Annotated in this window: 16 protein-coding genes; 12 read left to right on the top strand and 4 right to left on the bottom strand. The window is 67.7% G+C overall.

Annotated elements, in window-relative coordinates; translation table 11 throughout:
- Window positions 1-148 precede the first annotated feature (148 nt).
- Window positions 149-2,296 carry a sensor histidine kinase gene (locus ACSQ3Y_RS31745; RefSeq protein ID WP_428003236.1) on the bottom strand — a complete coding sequence of 716 codons (2,148 nt, stop codon included), beginning with the start codon at window positions 2,294-2,296 and terminating at the stop codon, window positions 149-151.
- The gene (locus ACSQ3Y_RS31740) at window positions 2,293-3,018 is read right to left on the bottom strand and encodes a response regulator transcription factor (protein ID WP_436180014.1); all 726 of its coding nucleotides are present in this window, start codon (window positions 3,016-3,018) and stop codon (window positions 2,293-2,295) included. Before ACSQ3Y_RS31740 ends, ACSQ3Y_RS31745 begins: the two co-directional genes overlap by 4 nt.
- Before the next feature lie 228 nt (window positions 3,019-3,246).
- Between ACSQ3Y_RS31740 and ACSQ3Y_RS31735 the strand changes: the two genes are divergently transcribed.
- The 3 genes from ACSQ3Y_RS31735 (at window position 3,247) to ACSQ3Y_RS31725 (ending at window position 6,877) form a co-directional block, all read left to right on the top strand.
- Entirely contained in the window at window positions 3,247-4,569 is a 1,323-nt protein-coding gene (locus ACSQ3Y_RS31735) for an SPFH domain-containing protein (RefSeq protein ID WP_436180013.1), read from the top strand.
- 53 nt (window positions 4,570-4,622) lie between these two features.
- Complete coding sequence (locus ACSQ3Y_RS31730) at window positions 4,623-6,089, top strand: hypothetical protein (protein WP_428003770.1); 1,467 nt, start codon at window positions 4,623-4,625, stop codon at window positions 6,087-6,089.
- Window positions 6,090-6,166: 77 nt separating this feature from the next.
- The gene (locus tag ACSQ3Y_RS31725; RefSeq protein ID WP_436180012.1) at window positions 6,167-6,877 is read left to right on the top strand and encodes a phosphoglycolate phosphatase; all 711 of its coding nucleotides are present in this window, start codon (window positions 6,167-6,169) and stop codon (window positions 6,875-6,877) included.
- 8 nt (window positions 6,878-6,885) lie between these two features.
- Here ACSQ3Y_RS31725 and ACSQ3Y_RS31720 read toward each other — a convergent pair whose 3' ends face one another.
- Together ACSQ3Y_RS31720 and ACSQ3Y_RS31715 are read right to left on the bottom strand one after the other, a co-directional pair.
- Complete coding sequence (locus tag ACSQ3Y_RS31720) at window positions 6,886-8,520, bottom strand: methyl-accepting chemotaxis protein (RefSeq protein WP_436180011.1); 1,635 nt, start codon at window positions 8,518-8,520, stop codon at window positions 6,886-6,888.
- A 233-nt stretch (window positions 8,521-8,753) separates the two neighbouring features.
- Complete coding sequence (locus ACSQ3Y_RS31715) at window positions 8,754-9,344, bottom strand: chalcone isomerase family protein (RefSeq protein WP_436180010.1); 591 nt, start codon at window positions 9,342-9,344, stop codon at window positions 8,754-8,756.
- Between the two features lie 352 nt (window positions 9,345-9,696).
- Between ACSQ3Y_RS31715 and trpE the strand changes: the two genes are divergently transcribed.
- The 9 genes from trpE (at window position 9,697) to ACSQ3Y_RS31670 (ending at window position 16,758) form a co-directional block, all read left to right on the top strand.
- Window positions 9,697-11,196, top strand: coding sequence for an anthranilate synthase component I (trpE, locus tag ACSQ3Y_RS31710; protein ID WP_436180009.1), 1,500 nt, complete (start codon window positions 9,697-9,699; stop codon window positions 11,194-11,196).
- The gene (locus ACSQ3Y_RS31705; RefSeq protein ID WP_436180008.1) at window positions 11,193-11,546 is read left to right on the top strand and encodes a chorismate mutase; all 354 of its coding nucleotides are present in this window, start codon (window positions 11,193-11,195) and stop codon (window positions 11,544-11,546) included. Before trpE ends, ACSQ3Y_RS31705 begins: the two co-directional genes overlap by 4 nt.
- Window positions 11,543-12,127, top strand: a complete 585-nt coding sequence (locus tag ACSQ3Y_RS31700) for an aminodeoxychorismate/anthranilate synthase component II (protein WP_428003243.1) — start codon at window positions 11,543-11,545, stop codon at window positions 12,125-12,127. Before ACSQ3Y_RS31705 ends, ACSQ3Y_RS31700 begins: the two co-directional genes overlap by 4 nt.
- Window positions 12,124-12,792: a LysE family translocator gene (locus ACSQ3Y_RS31695; RefSeq protein WP_436180007.1), complete on the top strand. Its 669-nt coding sequence runs from the start codon at window positions 12,124-12,126 to the stop codon at window positions 12,790-12,792. Before ACSQ3Y_RS31700 ends, ACSQ3Y_RS31695 begins: the two co-directional genes overlap by 4 nt.
- 25 nt (window positions 12,793-12,817) lie before the next feature.
- Complete coding sequence (gene trpD, locus ACSQ3Y_RS31690) at window positions 12,818-13,855, top strand: anthranilate phosphoribosyltransferase (protein WP_436180006.1); 1,038 nt, start codon at window positions 12,818-12,820, stop codon at window positions 13,853-13,855.
- A 167-nt stretch (window positions 13,856-14,022) separates the two neighbouring features.
- Complete coding sequence (locus ACSQ3Y_RS31685) at window positions 14,023-14,445, top strand: hypothetical protein (RefSeq protein ID WP_436180005.1); 423 nt, start codon at window positions 14,023-14,025, stop codon at window positions 14,443-14,445.
- Window positions 14,446-14,534: 89 nt separating this feature from the next.
- On the top strand, window positions 14,535-15,131 hold the full coding sequence (locus ACSQ3Y_RS31680; RefSeq protein ID WP_436180004.1) for a hypothetical protein: 597 nt from the start codon (window positions 14,535-14,537) through the stop codon (window positions 15,129-15,131).
- A gap of 98 nt (window positions 15,132-15,229) precedes the next feature.
- Window positions 15,230-16,030: an indole-3-glycerol phosphate synthase TrpC gene (gene trpC, locus ACSQ3Y_RS31675; RefSeq protein WP_436180003.1), complete on the top strand. Its 801-nt coding sequence runs from the start codon at window positions 15,230-15,232 to the stop codon at window positions 16,028-16,030.
- Between the two features lie 17 nt (window positions 16,031-16,047).
- Window positions 16,048-16,758, top strand: coding sequence for a uracil-DNA glycosylase (locus tag ACSQ3Y_RS31670; RefSeq protein WP_436180002.1), 711 nt, complete (start codon window positions 16,048-16,050; stop codon window positions 16,756-16,758).
- Window positions 16,759-16,761 lie beyond the last annotated feature (3 nt).

Raw genomic sequence — 16,761 nt, 5'->3', positions numbered from 1 at the left:
GCGAGGGCTCCTTGCGCAGGGCGCAAATGACAGGGTGCAACACGGTTGCTAAAGGATGGATGCAGCGTAGCCCTGCATCCCCTCGGACCCTGTCGGACAGCGCCGACCCCGGTCGTGCGCCGTGGCGCCTTCTTCCTGCCGCCCTTGCCTAACCCAGCCGCTGGAACGTCAGCGTGAAAGCCACCCCGTCGGCCGTATTGCGCGCATTGACGGTGCCGCCCATCTTGGCCATGTAGGTCTTGGCCACGAACAGCCCCTGGCCTCGGTGCTCGCCTTCGCCCACGGGTGTGGGCAGGTCGGGGTCGGACACCCCGAGTTCGAAGATGCGGCCCAACAGCTCGTCGGCAATCGTGACCCCCACGTTGTGCAGCGTGGCGCTGGCGGTGGATTCCGAGGCCGTGAGCGTGAGCGTGATGGCCGTGCCTGCAGGGCGGTAGCGGTCAGCATTGCGCAGGATGTGCGTGACCACGTCTTCCAGCGCGAATTCGTCGGCGCGCACGATGACGGTGCCCGCGCCCCCCTGGTACACCACGTCTACGATGCCTGCGAAGTGCGCGTTGTCCGCCACGTGGCGCAAAAAGGCGTCGAGGTCGAGCCGGCCCTGCGGCACGTCGGCCGCCTGCAACGCCTCGGCCGGCGATGCCGTGCCATAGAGCACGTGCACCGCCTGCTGCATGCGCTGCACATAGCGGTGGCCTGGGTCGCCAGGGCCCCCATGCAGCACCATCAGCGACTGCAGGGGCGACATGATCTCGTGGCCCACGGCGTGCCACATGTCGCGCTCCTGCTGTGCGCGCAGCTGCTCGCGCTGGATGTCGTCCTTCACGCGCTGCAGCAGGTCGGCCAGGCCGCCCGCGAGGATGCCCAGCTCGTCCGAGCCGCGCAGGTCCGAGACATCGAGGTCGCCCAGGCGTGGGCCGATGTGCCCGTCCTGCACGTTGTACGACACGGCGGCCGCGCGGCGGGTGAGGGCGGTCACGCGGCGCAGCAGCCCTACCTCCACGATCAGCCAGGCCAGCGCGATGGCGGTCAGCATGGCACCCAGGTACCAGGACATCCGCGTGGCCACGGCGGCCAGGCCCTGCTCCAGTCCGCGCAGGTTGCCGGTGAAGCTGACCACGTAGTTGCCCGTGGGCGTGTCGAGGATGTCCAGGCCCGCCGGCGTGGTGCGCGCATCGGGCGCATCGAGCGGCAGCCAGCTCACCAGGCGGATCAGCCAGGGCGCCGAGGGCTCGGCCTGCACCTCGCTGCCCTTGAGGGTGAGGGTGTTCTCCTCGCCATCGCCCATCTTGCGCACCTGCACCTTTTCGCCGGGCAGCAGGCTGCGCGTGACCTCGGTGAGCGAGGCGCCGGGCTGCGCGCCGGGGGTGTTGCTGTCGAACAGTGCCGGGCCATCGCCGGGCGCAAGCATCTCCACACGCACGCGCATGCTGCCCAGGTCTTCGGGCGGCCACACCAGGCGCTCCTTGCGGAACAGCGCCTCGCGGAACAGCTCCACCGGCAGGCGGATGGAATAGAAGCTGCGGCGCAGGCAGTCGGGCGCAGCGCCGGCCAGGTCGCGGCACTGGCCGTTCTGCCACAACCAGCCGCGAAAATCGCGCACCGGGCGCGCGCGCGCATCGAGCGCCTCGCCGCCGTTGTCCACAAAACCCGTGAGCCGGCCACGTGCCCCGGGGCTGGTGCCGGCCGCCGTGCCGCTGGCTGGCGCCATGGCCTCGAAGGGCGCCACCCAGCGGCTGGTGGTTCCGCGCATGTCCAGCGTCACGCGGGCCCGGTGCACGGCCGCCAGGTCCAGCGCGCCGCGTTCGCGCGCGGCCAGCTCACCGGCATAGAAGCTGCCCACGATGTAGATGAAGCCCCCCGCATACGGGTTGTTGCCGATGGCCGCGCAGACCGAGGAGCCATCGGGGTACAGCACCGAGCAGCCGGCCATCTCCACCGCCTGCTGGGCCTTGTTCTGGTCGTCGAAGTCGATGGCCGAGTAGGGCAGCAGCAGCGGCGCGAGCGGCGTGGCACCCTGGCCCAGGCTCCCTGCGTTGAGCAGCGCGAGCTGCCCCGAGGGGTGGCGCAGCCGCGCCATCACCTCGGCCTGGCTGCGCTCGAAGCCGTGCTGGTAGCTCTGCCAGGCGCGCTCCTTCTCCTCGCGCAGCAGCACCACGCTGAGCGCCACGGTGGCCACCGCCAGCAGGATGAACACGCTGCGCACGAGGATGCGCAGGCGAAAGGCCGGCAGCCCCAGCCGAGGCATCTCGAGCCGGGGCATCTCCAGGCCGGGGCGCAGCAGGCGCTTGATCATGTCTTGAGGCGGCCTTGCGCCAGCGGCGAGCCGACCCAGCGAAACCCGCGCATGGGCACATTCTCGATCCCTTCGAAGGCCGGGTCCACCTCGCGCAAAGCCTCGCGGATGGTGCTCACATGCTTGCGCACGTTGTCGCGGTTGCGCCCGCTCTTGACCACCTCGAACAGCTCGTCGTACGAGACCACCTCGCCGCTGCGCTGGTGCAGCGTGGCCAGGATGCGCTGCGCCGTGAGCGGCAGGTTGATGCGCTCGCCGCGCCATGTGGGGGTGCGCTGCCACAGCGGGTCGAGCACCAGCGCATCGCCGGGCGCGACCGCCGCGACAGCGGCTGGCGTAGCCGCCTGCGTGGTGCGCAGGATGTCGAGAAAGGTCTCGATGAAATCGGCCTCCTCGAAGGTCGTCTTTTGCAGGTAGTCCCAGGCGTCAAGCGCCTTCATGATGCTGCGGTAGATGGCCGCCGGCATGGCCGACACCACCAGCACCGGCGTGCCCTGGCGCAGCTTGTTGATGGCATTGATGAGGGCCACGCCCGCATGGCGCTCGCGGCCGAGCTCGATGTCCAGCACCACGGCGTCGTAGTGCTCGCGCGCCAGGGCCGCCTCGGCCTCGTCGCGGGTGAACCACTGGTCGATCACGATGCCGCTGCGCGCACTGCGGATCCAGCCGGCCAGCTGGTTGCTGGTGGGCAGGTCGTCTTCGATCACGGCAATGCGGGTCATGAACAGGTTCTGAGAGTGGTGCTGCCGGGATTATCCCGGGCCCCCGCCGCAGCGGTGTGAGTTTTTCTTCCGGGGTGGGAGCTTTTGCACTCCTGGCGTGAGCGCTTTGGTGGGTGCGCCGCATTGATGCTTCCGGGGGGAATGCGAAGAATTGGACACCAATGCAGCACGGAAATCCGGCGCCGCAGAGAAACCACCCACCGAACCGAATCAACGAGGGAAGACACCATGAAAGCCACCTGGAACCGCATCACCCGCGCCCTGCGCCGCACCCCTGCCGCCACCCCTGCCGTGGAGCCCACGCTGGATGGCGCCCAGGACGAGATCGCTGCAGGCGCTCCCATCGCTGCCTCCCGCCCCCTGGCCCTGCCGTCGCCCCGCACCCTGGGCTGGCTGGTCGCCGGCACGGCAGTGGTGGCTGCTGGCGCCATGGTGTACCGCAACCCCCCGGTGCAGCACCTGGACCAGGGCGAGCTCGGTGTGCGTGTGAACCAGCTCACCGGCTCGGTCAGCCAGTGGCGCGACGGCAGCGTGTGGGTGCTGCCCGGCCTGCACAGCGTGCGCGTGTTCACCCTGCGTGACCAGACCTACCGCCCCGAGCAGATGCGCCAGGCGACGGGTGCCGCGCCGCTGCAGTCGGTGGAAGGCCTGTCCTTCGGCCTGGACCTGAGCGTGCGCTACGCGCTGGACCCGGCCGCCATGGCCGCGCGCTCGGCGCAGTTGCCCGACAACATCGGCGCCGAAATCGTCGAGCCTGCCGTGCAAGGCCTGATCTACAAGGTGTTCGCCCGCTACACGGTGCGCGAGATCTTCTCTTCCAAGCGCGCCGAGATCCAGCAGATCATCGAGACCGAGCTGCGCACCCGCCTGGCTGCCGATGGCGTGCTGCTGCGCCACGTGCAGATCGGCAAGGTGGACCTGCCCGCTGAATACCGCCGCGGCATGGACAGCCTGCTGGCCGAGGAGCTGGCCTCCGAGAAGATGCGCTACACGCTGGAGCTCAAGGACAAGCGCGTGAAGGAAACCGAGCTCGACGCCAGCGCCGACAAGGTGCGCCGCGAAGTGGCCGCCGAAGCCTCCGCCCGCGAACAGGTGATCGCCGCCCGCGCCCAGGAAGAAGCGATGAAGCATGTGCTGCCCTTCAAGCAGCGCCAGATCGAGCAGCGCCAGTTGGAGGCCGAAGCCGAGAAGGTCTCGCGCATCAAGGCCGCCGAGGGCACGGCCCAGGCCCGCCGCATCGAGGCCAGTGGCGAGGCCGATGCCCGCCAGAAGCTGGCCGAGGCCGAGGCCTACCGCATGGACCGCATCGGCAAGGTCAACGCCGAGCAGATGGCGCGCGAAGGCGCGCTGGTCACGCGCCACCCGCTGCTGATCCAGAAGACGCTGGCCGACAAGCTCTCGGACAAGATCCAGGTCATCATCGCGCCCCCTCCGACCAATGGGGACTTCATCGGTGCCGCGCTGCTGGGCGGCAACCGCAACGCCCAGGCCGTGGCCGCGCAAGCTGCCGCTGCCGATGACGCCTCCACGACCCAAGCCACGGAGCAATGAGCATGAACCGCACCACCCTGACACTCGCCGCGGCCATCGCCTCGGCCGCCACCATGGTCGCCACCGCTGCCGTCCCCCCCGCGCCCGCCAGCACCCTGGGCAGCGCCATCGTCGTGCAGGACCAGGCCAGCCTGCGCGCAGCGCCGCGTGACTCGGCCCAGCAGCAGTCCGCGCTGTGGCAGGGCGAGGTGCTCGAAGTGCGCGGCGAGCGCCTCGATTACCTGCAGGTATGGGATCACAAGCGCGAGCGCGGCGGTTTCATCCGTACCAGCGACGTGCGCCGCGTGGCGCTTGATGAGGCCGAGGGCCCGGCCCTGCTGTCGGTGCTGCGCTTCGTGCGTGACACCCCAGGCGCCGAAGCATTGGGCATCGGCATCACGGCCGCCTACCTGCAGGCGGCACCGGCCAGCGCGCTGGCGGGAGAGCAGGGCGCCCAGGCCTTCGACGCATTGGGAACCCTGGCCGACCGGCTGGCGCGCCGTGCCTCGGCCGCCGTGCCGGGCAAGGCCTCGGGCGCCACCCTGTCGGCCCACCTGGACGTGGCCAACGGCTACGGCGTGCGCTTTACCACCTACGAGGTCGAAGGCCGCATGCAGGTCTGCTACGACGGTGAGGCCTTTCGCCGCGTGCTGGCCATGCCCGTGGCGGATGGAGAGCAGCGTGCCCGTGCCGCCCTGGCGCTGACCCGGCCCGAGTGCGTGAACCCCGACCTGCCGGCGCACGAGCGTGCCCGCGTGCAAGAGTGGCAATCGCAGGTGCTCGACCGCGTGGACGTGGCGGGCCTGTCGCCCTATGTGCGCAACCGCATCCAGATGCGCCGCGCCGGCGTGTGGAGTGCCATGGCCTTCCAGCAGGCGCGCAAGGACATCGCCGGCGCGGCCGTGGCGGCTGCGGCCTCCCGCGCCCTGGCCGAGTTCGCCGGCGTCAGCAAGAACGATCTGCCCGACGAAGACCAGTCCGCCTACAACGACGCCGCCATGCGCGTGGGCGCCGTGCGCTGGGCCCTGGTGCCCACCAGCCTGCCCGTCGCCCAGGGCAACCGCCCCGGCATCGTGACCGAGCCCGGAGCGCCCGGCGAGACCTGCGTGCTGCTGGTCGATGCCCAGAAGGGTGTGAAGGCACCACTGGTGCGCCGCTGCACCTACGGCGTGGTCTGGACCGCCTCTGCCAGCGTGAACCGCGAGGGCACGGCGGTTGCCCTGGCCGTGCAGCCCCTGGAAGGTTGGCGTGAGCTGTGGGTGATGCGCAAGACAGCCGAGGGCTGGCTGGTCGACGTGCTGCCCCCCGCCGCCAGCGCGCCCGAGACCGGCGTGGCCGAGTGGGCCGGCTGGGTGCCCGGCGGCCAGCAGATGCTGGTGGCGCGCGAGGCACGCGGCCAGGGCCGCTACCGCCGCAGCTTCGAGATCGTGCGCCTGGAAGGCCTGGCCACCGAGCGCGTGACCGGCGACGTGGCTGCGCTGCCCCTGTTCCAGCGCTGGCAGGACCCGGCCTGGAAGCTCCAGACCTTGAGTCTGCGGTAAGCCGGCACCTTTAAACTCGCCAAGGCCGGGCAGCGCTGCCCGGCCTTTCTTCATCCGCATTCCGAGGAGTTCTTCGCATGTCCGCATCGCTACCGTTGTCCGCCCTGCTGTCCCGTGTGGACGCCGCCATCGTGGACCTGGACGGAACCATGGTGGACACGCTCGGGGACTTTGCCGAGGCGCTCAACCGCATGCTGCGCGAACTGGCGCTGCCTGCCATCGGGGCCGAGCACATCGAGCACATGGTGGGCAAGGGTTCGGAGCACCTGCTGCGTTCGGTGCTGGGCCATGTGTTGGCGTCCGGCGGGCAGGCGGCAGATGCCGCGCAGGTGGAGTCGCTGTACCCCGCTGCCTGGGTCAGCTACCAGAAGCACTACCTTGATATCAATGGCCAGTACGCGCAGGTGTACCCAGGCGTCGTGGCTGGCCTGCAGGCGCTGCAGGCGGCAGGCCTGCGCCTGGCCTGCCTGACCAACAAGCCCACGGACTTTGCCGTGCCGCTGCTCAAGGCCAAGGGGCTCCACGGTTATTTTTCTCAGGTGTTCGGTGGCGACAGCTTCGAGCGCAAGAAGCCCGATCCGCTGCCTCTGCTCAAGACCTGCGAGGCTTTGGGCAGCACGCCGGCGCGCACGCTGATGGTGGGGGATTCGAGCAACGACGCGCAGGCGGCGCGCGCCGCCGGCTGCCCGGTGGTGCTGGTGACCTACGGCTACAACCACGGCCAGCCGGTGCGGGCCGTGGATGCCGATGGCTTCGTGGATGCTCTGCAAGAGCTGAAAAACGCCTGAGCGGCTGCTCAGGCGGCGATACGGCGCTGCCCACTTGTTGGCAACAGCCGCGATGCGTTGCTGGCCGGGCGGGGCGCAGCGACCGGCGCGGCATGGTGGTCCGCACCGAGCCGGAACACCGCCACCGCCTCCACCAGCTGGCCGGCCTGGGTCTTCAAGCTGTCGGCTGCCGCCGCGCTTTGCTCCACCAGCGCGGCGTTCTGCTGCGTGGCCTGGTCCATCTGCGTGATGGCCTCGCCCACCTGGCCCACACCCGAGCTCTGCTCGCTGCTGGCGGCGCTGATCTCGCCCATGATGTCGGTCACGCGGCGGATGGATGCCACCACCTCGCTCATGGTGGCGCCGGCCCGGTCCACCAGGGCGCTGCCGCGCTCCACACGTTCCACGCTGGTGCCGATCAGGCCCTTGATCTCCTTGGCCGCCTCGGCGCTGCGCTGGGCCAGGTTGCGCACCTCGCTGGCCACCACGGCAAAGCCCCGGCCCTGTTCACCCGCGCGGGCGGCTTCCACTGCGGCATTCAAGGCCAGGATGTTCGTCTGGAAGGCAATCGAGTCGATCACGCTGATGATGTCGGCGATCTTCTTGCTGCTTTCGTTGATGCCCTTCATGGTGTCCACCACCTCGGCCACCACCTGGCCGCCCTGGATGGCGACGGTCGAAGCGCTCATCGCCAGCTGGTTGGCCTGGCGTGCGTTGTCGGCGTTCTGGCGCACGGTGGAGCCCAGTTCCTCCATGGAGGCGGCGGTTTCTTCGAGCGCCGACGCCTGCTGCTCGGTGCGGGCTGACAGGTCGTTGTTGCCCGAGGCGATCTCGGCGCTGGCGGTGGCCACGCCCTCGGCGCTGTGGCGCACATTGCCGACGATGGTGGCCAGGCGCGACTGCATGGTGGCCAGGGCCTGCAGCAACTGGCCGGTTTCGTCGTTGTGCGTGGTGGTGATGGGGTGCGTCAGGTCGCCATCGGCAATGCTTTCGGCCGCCTGCTTGCCTTGCTGCACCGGCCGCACGATGGAGCGCGTGACGGTGAAGGCCAGCAGCGCGCCCAGCGCCACCGCGATCAGCGTGCCCACGCCCAGCAGCACCTGGCTGGCTTTGGCCTGCGCGCCGGTGTCGCTCTGGCTCGCGGCCAGTTGCGTGGCCATGGCGGTGCGCAGGTCATCGAGGGACTTGAGGTACCGGTCGGCCAGTGGGCGCAGTTCCTTGTCCACCAGCGTGGGTACATTCGGCTCGCCACCACGGTGCAGTTCGCGGATCTCGGCGAGCTTGTCGCTATAGGCTTTGCTCGCGGCGGCAATGGTAGCCAGTTGCGCGCGGTTGCTGTCGCCCTGCACCAGGCCTTCGACGCGCTGGACCTTGGTCTCGATGCCCTTGGCCGTGGCCTGCGTGTCGGCCGTGAGCTTTTCCATGTAGTCGCGGTCGATGGCTTTGAGGAAGGCCTCGGTGCGCACCCAGTTCAGGCGGATGTCGGCAGCCCAGTTCTCGACCAGGGTCTGTTGTTCGATCTCCTGCGTGGCCACGCGCTCGCTGGCGCCCTGCAGGCTGGCGATGCGCCACATGCCGGTGGCGGCGAGGAGCGCGGTGATGAGCAGGATGGCGCCGAAGGACAGGCCCAGGCGCAGGCCGACGGAGAGGTTGCTTGGTTTCATGGTGTGGTCAGGCGCGCGAACGAAGGTGCAGGGTCAAAGGGCGAGGGTTGTCGGCGGATCGCTCCTGGGCGCGGGTGGCGAGGAGATGGCCCGGCAGCAGCGTGCGGCGGATGGCGCATGCACACGCTGCCGGGGCTTGAACAGGTTCTTCGAAGGTTACGCCTGCGGTTTGCAGGCGCTGTGTCTGCCGGGTGACAGAAGTAGGTAGGTGCTTTCCCGGGAGGGGGCGCTGTTTACGCGGGCTGCTTGCCCAACAGCGCGTCCTTGAGCTTCCAGTCCGCTGGCGCATTGCCCAGCCAGATGCCCAGCAGGGCGTTGAAGAACTCGGGCTCCTTGAAGGGCTCGCCCTGGGGCTTGCCCTTGACGGTGATCACCGTGCCGGTGCCGGGAATCCAGTCCACCTGGAACTGGTCGCCCGCCATGAGCTTCTTGTGGTCCGAGAAGATCTGGCTCATGCGCAGCACGCCGGGGATCAGCTTGGAGAAGGCCGCGCGGTCCATGTTGTCCTCCATGCCGCGCGAGAACAGCTTGCCCAGTTCGGTGGAGTCGATCTCGCGCAGCATGGTGATGCTCATGCGCTTGGGGCCCTTCTGGCTCGCCACTTCCTGCGGCGTGCCGGCCTTCTTTTCGAGGTACAGCCCGGCGGTGTAGACCTTGAACACCGCCTTGTAGCGCACGCCCGCACCATTGAGCTGGAGGGTGCTGTCGGCCACCTGCGCGGTCTCGTCGTACTTCACGTTGGACACCGTGATGGGCTGGGCCATGGTGGCCCCGGCCAGAAGGCATGCGGCGGCGAGTGCAGCGCATCGCACCATGTTTCTCATGCTTGTCTCCTCAAAATAGAACGACCGTTCGTTTCTAATTGTTGCAAGACCGTGCAACGGGCGCAACAGGGTTTTCGAGTGGTTCTTCATGGTGATTGCATGCCAAAAACCCGAAAGCGCCAAGACCTTTGCTACACTTTGGCCCATGTTCATTCACCACGTGTTCATCACAGGTTGCAGCGACCGGGGAGCCTGGCCCTGGCGTCAGCCTGTCTGCCTGAACGCCTGATGGCACCTGGGCGATCCGCCCCAGCGTGCACCCGTGGCCCTTGTCAGGGCCGATTGAATGAACCGCAGCGCCCCCAATGCCCATTGGCGGGGACACGCGCTGTGACAGCTGGGAGCTCTCCCCGTGATCACTGAACTTGAATTCAAAAGCCTGGCCGGCGAAGGCTACAACCGCATTCCGCTCATGGCCGAGGCCTTTGCGGACCTGGAAACCCCGCTCTCGCTGTACCTGAAGCTGGCGCGCGCCAAGGAGGGCGGCAAGCACAGCTTCCTGCTCGAATCCGTGGTGGGCGGCGAGCGCTTCGGGCGCTACAGCTTCATCGGCCTGCCGGCGCGTACCTTGCTGCGCGCCAGCGGTTTCGGCGCTGCGGCGCGCACCGAGGTCGTTACCGACGGCCAGGTGGTGGAGACTGCCGAAGGCAATCCGCTCGACTTCATCGCGGCTTACCAAAAGCGCTTCAAGGTAGCGCTGCGCCCCGGCTTGCCGCGTTTTTGCGGTGGCCTGGCAGGGTACTTCGGCTACGACGCTGTGCGTTACATAGAAAAGAAGCTCGAGAACACCTGCCCGCCCGATACCCTGGGCTGCCCCGACATCCTGCTGCTGCAGTGTGAGGAACTGGCGGTCATCGACAATCTCTCGGGCAAGCTCTACCTCATCGTCTACGCCGACCCGGCCACGCCCGAAGCCTATGCCAAGGCCAAGAAGCGCCTGCGCGAACTGAAAGAGCAGCTCAAGTATTCGGTCAGCGCCCCGGTGGTCAAGCCCACCGAGAGCCATCCCGCTCAGCGCGATTTTTCCAAGGCCGACTACCTGGCTGCGGTGGACCGCGCCAAGGAGCTGATCGCCGCCGGTGACTTCATGCAGGTGCAGGTGGGCCAGCGCATCCACAAGCGCTACACCGAAAGCCCGCTGTCGCTGTACCGCGCGCTGCGCTCGCTGAACCCCTCGCCGTACATGTACTTCTACGACTTCGGCGACTTCCACGTGGTGGGCGCCAGCCCCGAGATCCTGGTGCGCCAGGAGAGCACGCCGGACGGGCAAAAGATTACCATCCGCCCGCTGGCCGGCACGCGCCCGCGCGGCGCCACGCTCGAGAAAGACAAGGCGGCCGAGGTCGAACTCATCAACGACCCCAAGGAGCGGGCCGAGCACGTGATGCTGATCGACCTGGCGCGCAACGACATCGGCCGCATCGCCAAAACCGGCACCGTGAAGGTGACCGAGGCCTTCGCGGTGGAGCGCTACAGCCACGTGATGCACATCGTGAGCAATGTCGAAGGCATCCTGAACGACGGCATGACCGCCATCGACGTGCTCAAGGCCACCTTCCCGGCGGGCACGCTCACCGGCGCGCCCAAGGTGCACGCCATGGAGCTCATCGACCAGCTCGAACCTATCAAGCGCGGCCTGTACGGCGGCGCCTGCGGCTACCTGAGCTATGCCGGCGATATGGACGTGGCCATCGCCATCCGCACCGGCATCATCAAGAACGGCACGCTCTACGTGCAGGCGGCCGCCGGGGTGGTGGCCGATTCGGTGCCCGAGCTCGAATGGAAGGAAACCGAGCACAAGGCCCGCGCCCTGCTGCGCGCCGCGGAGCTCGTCGAGGAGGGCCTGGAATGAGCCGCGCCATCGACCAGGTGCAGCACTGCACCACCATGGCCGACGTGCGCCGTGAAATCGACGCACTCGACGACGTGCTCGTGCCGTTGCTGGTGCAGCGCACCGGCTACATGACGCAGGCTGCGCGCATCAAGCACAGCGATGTGCAGGTGCGCGACGAGGCGCGCATACAGGCCATCGTGGACCGGGTGCGCGAGCGCGCCCTGGTACAGGGCGGCCAGGCCGACGTGGTGGAGGCCATCTACCGGGGCATCATGGAAGCCTCCATTGCCTACGAACACCGCGAGTTCGCGCGCCTGCGCGCCGGGCACGCCAGCGACGCGGGCCAGACCGCAGGGAGCGCAGCATGAAACTCTTGATGGTCGACAACTACGACAGCTTCACCTACAACATCGTGCAGTACTTCGGCGAGCTCGGTGCCGAGGTCGAAGTGCACCGCAACGACGAGATCACGGTGGAAGAGATCGCCGCCCGCCTGGCCGCCGGCCGGCTCGACCGGCTGGTGATTTCGCCCGGCCCCTGCTCGCCGGCCGAGGCCGGCATCTCGGTGGCTGCGATCCAGCACTTCGCCGGCAAGTTGCCCATTCTGGGCGTGTGCCTGGGCCACCAGGCCATCGGCGCGGCCTTCGGCGGCAGCATCGTGCGCGCACAGCAGCTGATGCACGGCAAGACCAGCGTCATCACCACCACGCAGCAGGGCGTGTTCGCGGGCCTGCCCGAGCAGTTCACCGTGAACCGCTACCACTCGCTGTCCATCGAGCGCGCCAGTTGCCCCGAGGTGCTGGCCGTGACCGCTTGGACCGACGATGGCGAGATCATGGGCGTGCGCCACAAGACGCTGGACATCGAGGGCGTGCAGTTCCACCCCGAGAGCATCCTCACCGAGCACGGCCACGCCATGCTCAAGAACTTCCTGGAGCCCCGTCCATGATCATCGAGACGCACCAGTTGCTGATGTTCATCGCGGCCGGCTGGCTGCTCAACCTGACGCCCGGGCCGGACGTGCTCTATATCGTCTCGAACGCGCTGCGCTCGGGCGTGCGGGCCGGCATCGTGGCGGGCCTGGGTATCACGGCCGGCTGCTTCGTGCACATCTTTGCCGCCGCCGTGGGCGTGGGTGCGCTGCTGGCCGCGTCGGCCACGGCCTTCACCGTGCTCAAGTGGGTGGGCGCGGCCTACCTGCTGTGGATGGGCGTGCGCATGTTGTTCGCCAAGGCCTCGGGTGATGGCGGCAGCGGTGCCGCCATTGCGGCGGCGCAGGCCGCGCCGGCTGCGGCCGTGTCGCTGCGCAGCGTGTTCATGGGCGGTTTCTGGACGAATGTGCTCAACCCCAAGGTGGCGATCTTTTTCCTGGCTTTTGTGCCCCAGTTCATCGCGCCGGGCACGGACAGCAAGGCCCTGGCCTTCGTGCTGCTCGGGGTGCTGTTCAACCTCAACGCCATTCCCGTCAACGTGGGCTGGGCGCTGGCCGCCGGCTGGATGGCGCGCCGCGTGGGCGCCGTGCAGCGCGGCATGCACTGGCTGGACCGCGTCGCCGGGGCGATGTTCATCGGCTTCGGCCTCAAGCTGGCGTTCTCGGACCGGCCTGCTGCCTAAAAAAATACGAGACGGAGACCACACCATGTCCATCACCCCCCAGGAAGCGCTGCAGCGCACCATCGAGCACCGCGAAATCTTCCACGACGAGATGCTGCACCTGATGCGCTTGGTCATGAGCGGCGAACTCTCGCCCGTCATGACAGCGGCCATCATCACCGGCCTGCGCGTGAAGAAGGAAACCATCGGCGAGATCACGGCCGCCGCGCAGGTCATGCGCGAGTTCTCCACCAAGGTCCACGTGCCCGACAGCACGCACCTGGTGGACATCGTGGGCACCGGCGGCGACGGGGCCAACACCTTCAACATCTCCACCTGCTCGATGTTCGTGGCGGCTGCTGCGGGCGCCAAGGTCAGCAAGCATGGCGGGCGCGGCGTGTCGAGCAAGAGCGGCAGCGCCGACGTGATGGAGGCCCTGGGCATCCACATCAACCTCACGCCCGAAGCGATTGCCCAGTGCATCGCCGAGGTGGGCATCGGCTTCATGTTCGCGCCCAACCACCACCCGGCGATGAAGAACGTGGCCCCCGTGCGCCGTGAGCTGGGCGTGCGCACCATCTTCAACATCCTCGGCCCGCTGACCAACCCGGCCGGTGCGCCCAACATCTTGATGGGCGTGTTCCACCCCGACCTGGTCGGAATCCAGGTGCGCGCGCTGCAGCGCCTGGGCGCCGAGCATGCGCTGGTGGTCTATGGCCGCGACGGCATGGACGAAGTGAGCCTGGGCGCTGCCACCCTGGTGGGTGAGTTGAAGAACGGCCAGATCACCGAGTACGAGGTGCATCCCGAGGACTTCGGCCTGTCCATGGCCAGCAACCGCGCGCTCAAGGTGGAAACGCCCGAGCAGTCGCGTGACATGCTGATTGGCGTGCTCAAGGGCGATCCCGGCGCCGCGCAGGACATCGTCTGCCTGAACGCGGGCGCCGCGCTGTATGCGGCAAATGTGGCGAGTTCCATCGCGGATGGCTTGGCCAAGGCGCGCGCCGCAATCGCCTCGGGCGCCGCGCTGGCGCGGCTGGACCAATTGGTGGCGCGCACGCACGCGCTGGCCGTGCCCGCCTGACCGGCAACCCATGGCAGAACAAGGGCACCGCATGCTGCGGGACGTCAACGACCTCGCGGCTGCCGTGAGGGAGGACGCCTGCTTGTACCTGCCCGAGCGGCTGCACCGAAAGACCGTATGGGCCTATCTGGTGCCCGTCCTGTTCGCTTGGGGGGGGCAGCTATCTCATGCTGTTTGTGCTGCAGCCCTCGATCGCTACTGCGTGGTGGGGCATTGCGCTGGTCGTTGGTTCCGCCATGGGCATGTGCTGGTGGCAGCTGCGGCGCTTCGCGTACCGAGTGCGGTGGGTGCTGGACATGTCCCTGCGCACGCTGCAGCCTGCACAGGCAGCAGGCCAGGCCATCCCCCTGGAACCGGCGCATTCCATCGGCATCATGCCCGGCCCTCCGGACCATGGCTCCCTTTCCTGCGATGTCGAGTTCCGCCACAGAACGGCGGGTCCGATCGCGACCCTGTTCGCGGTGGAACTGCAGTCCTCCGATACCGAAACGCTGTCCATGCAGATGGGCACCCTTGACCGGTGTGTGGACGAGCTGGCGGCCCGCCTCGCTATCCGGCGGTCCGGTGGCCGGTTAACGCCTGTCCAGTGACCTGTCCTACGTGCCGAACTGCCATGCTGCCGTCACGCCGCGGAGCGCAGAAACCGCTTTGCACAGTGCGCCACGCCAGAGAAGTTGTCGTGACGAACAAGCCTTCGCCTAGACTCGCACGTCTGCGCATGTTGTCGGTTTGGGTGACTGCTATCGAGCAGCAATCCAAGGTGTGGCTGCCCTTGGGCATTGGGGGGAGCAGTCTTGCTGAGCTGACTTTTCTCGCCCCGTTGTGCGGCATTTCTTTGCTTGTTTTTGTAGCAACGGGGATCATGGTCCTGGATCTGCGGGCGCAGTATCTTTGGAGCATTTTCTGGTCGGTGGGAGTGATTTTGGTTGGCGGCGCAACCTTCACATTGCGACGTCAATTCAGGCAAAACCAGTCGCGGGGCTGGGTCTTGGATTTTCAAAGCCGCACGCTGACGCCTTGGGGCCTGAAAAGGCAAGACACTCTTGTTTTACATGACGGGTGCCGCTTGAGCTGGGAGTTCTTTGAACCGGGGAAGAGTGCGACGTTTACTTGCACTCTAATACTGCATCCTGGGTCCCTAGGCACGAGGATTCTCCTGACGCGTGTGACGCTGCTGCGCGGCTCCAGGCGGGAGGAAGCGTTGGTTGATGAATGCTTGGAGCATTTGAACCGTCGTCTTGGTCTTCGGAATTTCGATCCAGTGCAGAGCAGGTAGCCAGGGGCGGTACCACGCCAACGCTGATTTCTGGTGAGCCGAAATCTTCGTACTGTATTTTTGGTACGGCCAGTTTGAATTTTTGTGAAGGTTTTTCCATGAGTGACATCCTCAACAAGATCGTTGCCGTCAAGCACGAAGAGGTGGCCGCCGCCACCAAGCGCATGCCCCTGGCCGCGATGCGTGCCGATGCCGAGAGCCGCGTGCTCACGCGCGACTTCGAGGCCGCGCTGCGCGCCAAGATCGCCAAAGGCCAGGCGGCGGTGATTGCGGAGGTCAAGAAGGCCAGCCCCAGCAAGGGCGTGCTGCGCGCTGACTTCATCCCCGCCGACATCGCCCAGAGCTATGCCGATGGCGATGGCACGGTGAGCGCGGCCTGCCTTTCGGTGCTGACCGACAAGCAGTTCTTCCAGGGCAGCGTGGATGCCCTCAAGCAGGCGCGCGCCAGCTGCCAACTGCCCGTGCTGCGCAAGGACTTCATGGTCGACGCCTACCAGATCTACGAATCGCGGGCCATGGGCGCCGATGCCATTTTGCTGATAGCGGCGAGCCTGGACGATGCGCAGATGGCCGACTTCGAGGCGATTGCGCGCAGCCTGGACATGGCGGTGCTGGTCGAGGTGCATGACGGCGCCGAGCTCGAGCGTGCGCTCAAGCTCAAGACCCGCCTCGTGGGCATCAACAACCGCAACCTGCGCACCTTCGAGGTGTCGCTGCAGACCACGCTGGACCTGCAGAAGAACGTGCCGGCCGACCGCCTGCTGGTCACCGAGTCCGGCATCCTCACGCCGGCCGACGTGAAGACCATGCGCGATGCGGGCGTGAATGCCTTCCTGGTGGGCGAGGCCTTCATGCGCGCGCCTGAACCCGGCGAGGCGCTGGCGAACCTGTTCGCCTGATCCACGGCCTGCCACCCATGACCGACGCCACCCAACTGCAAAGCGCCGACCCCGCTGACTGGCCTGTGGCTCCCGGCTGGCAGCCGCTGGTCGACGCCTTCTTCGCCAGCCCGCGTGGCCGGGCGCTGCTGGCCTACCTGCAAACGCGCCTGGATGCCGGCGCCGCCATCTTTCCACCGAAGCCTCTGCGCGCGCTGGACCTGACCCCACCCGAGCAGGTGCGGGTGGTCATCCTGGGCCAGGACCCTTACCACGGGCGTGGCCAGGCCGAGGGGTTGGCGTTCTCCGTCGCGCCCGGCGTGCAGTTGCCGCCCTCGCTGCGCAACATCTTCAAGGAGATGCAGCGCGACCTAGAGACGCCGTTTCCGGCCTGGCCAGAGCCGGGCGGCAGCCTCGTCAAATGGGCGAAGAACGGCGTACTGCTGCTCAACACCGGCCTCACGGTGGAAGAGGGCCAGGCCGCGAGCCATTCCGGCAAGGGCTGGGAGGAACTGACCGACGCCGTGATCCGCCACGTGGCCGAAGGCGAGCGTTCGGTGGTGTTCATGCTCTGGGGCTCGCATGCCCAGTCCAAGCGCGCTTGGATTCCGGCCGACCGGGGACACCTGGTGCTCACCTCCAACCACCCCTCGCCGTTGTCGGCGCTGCGTCCTCCCGTGCCCTTCATCGGCAACGGCCACTTCGGCAAGGCGCGCGCATTCCGCCAACAGCACGAAGGGCGCGATTGAGAA

Source organism: Acidovorax sp. LjRoot66, assembly GCF_964253305.1.
In the GTDB taxonomy this organism is placed as follows: domain Bacteria; phylum Pseudomonadota; class Gammaproteobacteria; order Burkholderiales; family Burkholderiaceae_C; genus Acidovorax.
This window is presented reverse-complemented; position numbering and strand designations above follow the sequence as displayed.

What these genes read in the sequence shown, in the direction of transcription:
- ACSQ3Y_RS31745 (WP_428003236.1), bottom strand. Translation starts at nt 2,296, where the DNA reads ATGATCAAGCGCCTGCTGCGCCCCGGCCTGGAGATGCCCCGGCTCGAG.
- ACSQ3Y_RS31740 (WP_436180014.1), bottom strand. Translation starts at nt 3,018, where the DNA reads ATGACCCGCATTGCCGTGATCGAAGACGACCTGCCCACCAGCAACCAG.
- ACSQ3Y_RS31735 (WP_436180013.1), top strand. Translation starts at nt 3,247, where the DNA reads ATGAAAGCCACCTGGAACCGCATCACCCGCGCCCTGCGCCGCACCCCT.
- ACSQ3Y_RS31730 (WP_428003770.1), top strand. Translation starts at nt 4,623, where the DNA reads ATGGTCGCCACCGCTGCCGTCCCCCCCGCGCCCGCCAGCACCCTGGGC.
- ACSQ3Y_RS31725 (WP_436180012.1), top strand. Translation starts at nt 6,167, where the DNA reads ATGTCCGCATCGCTACCGTTGTCCGCCCTGCTGTCCCGTGTGGACGCC.
- ACSQ3Y_RS31720 (WP_436180011.1), bottom strand. Translation starts at nt 8,520, where the DNA reads ATGAAACCAAGCAACCTCTCCGTCGGCCTGCGCCTGGGCCTGTCCTTC.
- ACSQ3Y_RS31715 (WP_436180010.1), bottom strand. Translation starts at nt 9,344, where the DNA reads ATGAGAAACATGGTGCGATGCGCTGCACTCGCCGCCGCATGCCTTCTG.
- ACSQ3Y_RS31705 (WP_436180008.1), top strand. Translation starts at nt 11,193, where the DNA reads ATGAGCCGCGCCATCGACCAGGTGCAGCACTGCACCACCATGGCCGAC.
- ACSQ3Y_RS31700 (WP_428003243.1), top strand. Translation starts at nt 11,543, where the DNA reads ATGAAACTCTTGATGGTCGACAACTACGACAGCTTCACCTACAACATC.
- ACSQ3Y_RS31695 (WP_436180007.1), top strand. Translation starts at nt 12,124, where the DNA reads ATGATCATCGAGACGCACCAGTTGCTGATGTTCATCGCGGCCGGCTGG.
- trpD (WP_436180006.1), top strand. Translation starts at nt 12,818, where the DNA reads ATGTCCATCACCCCCCAGGAAGCGCTGCAGCGCACCATCGAGCACCGC.
- ACSQ3Y_RS31685 (WP_436180005.1), top strand. Translation starts at nt 14,023, where the DNA reads ATGCTGTTTGTGCTGCAGCCCTCGATCGCTACTGCGTGGTGGGGCATT.
- trpC (WP_436180003.1), top strand. Translation starts at nt 15,230, where the DNA reads ATGAGTGACATCCTCAACAAGATCGTTGCCGTCAAGCACGAAGAGGTG.
- ACSQ3Y_RS31670 (WP_436180002.1), top strand. Translation starts at nt 16,048, where the DNA reads ATGACCGACGCCACCCAACTGCAAAGCGCCGACCCCGCTGACTGGCCT.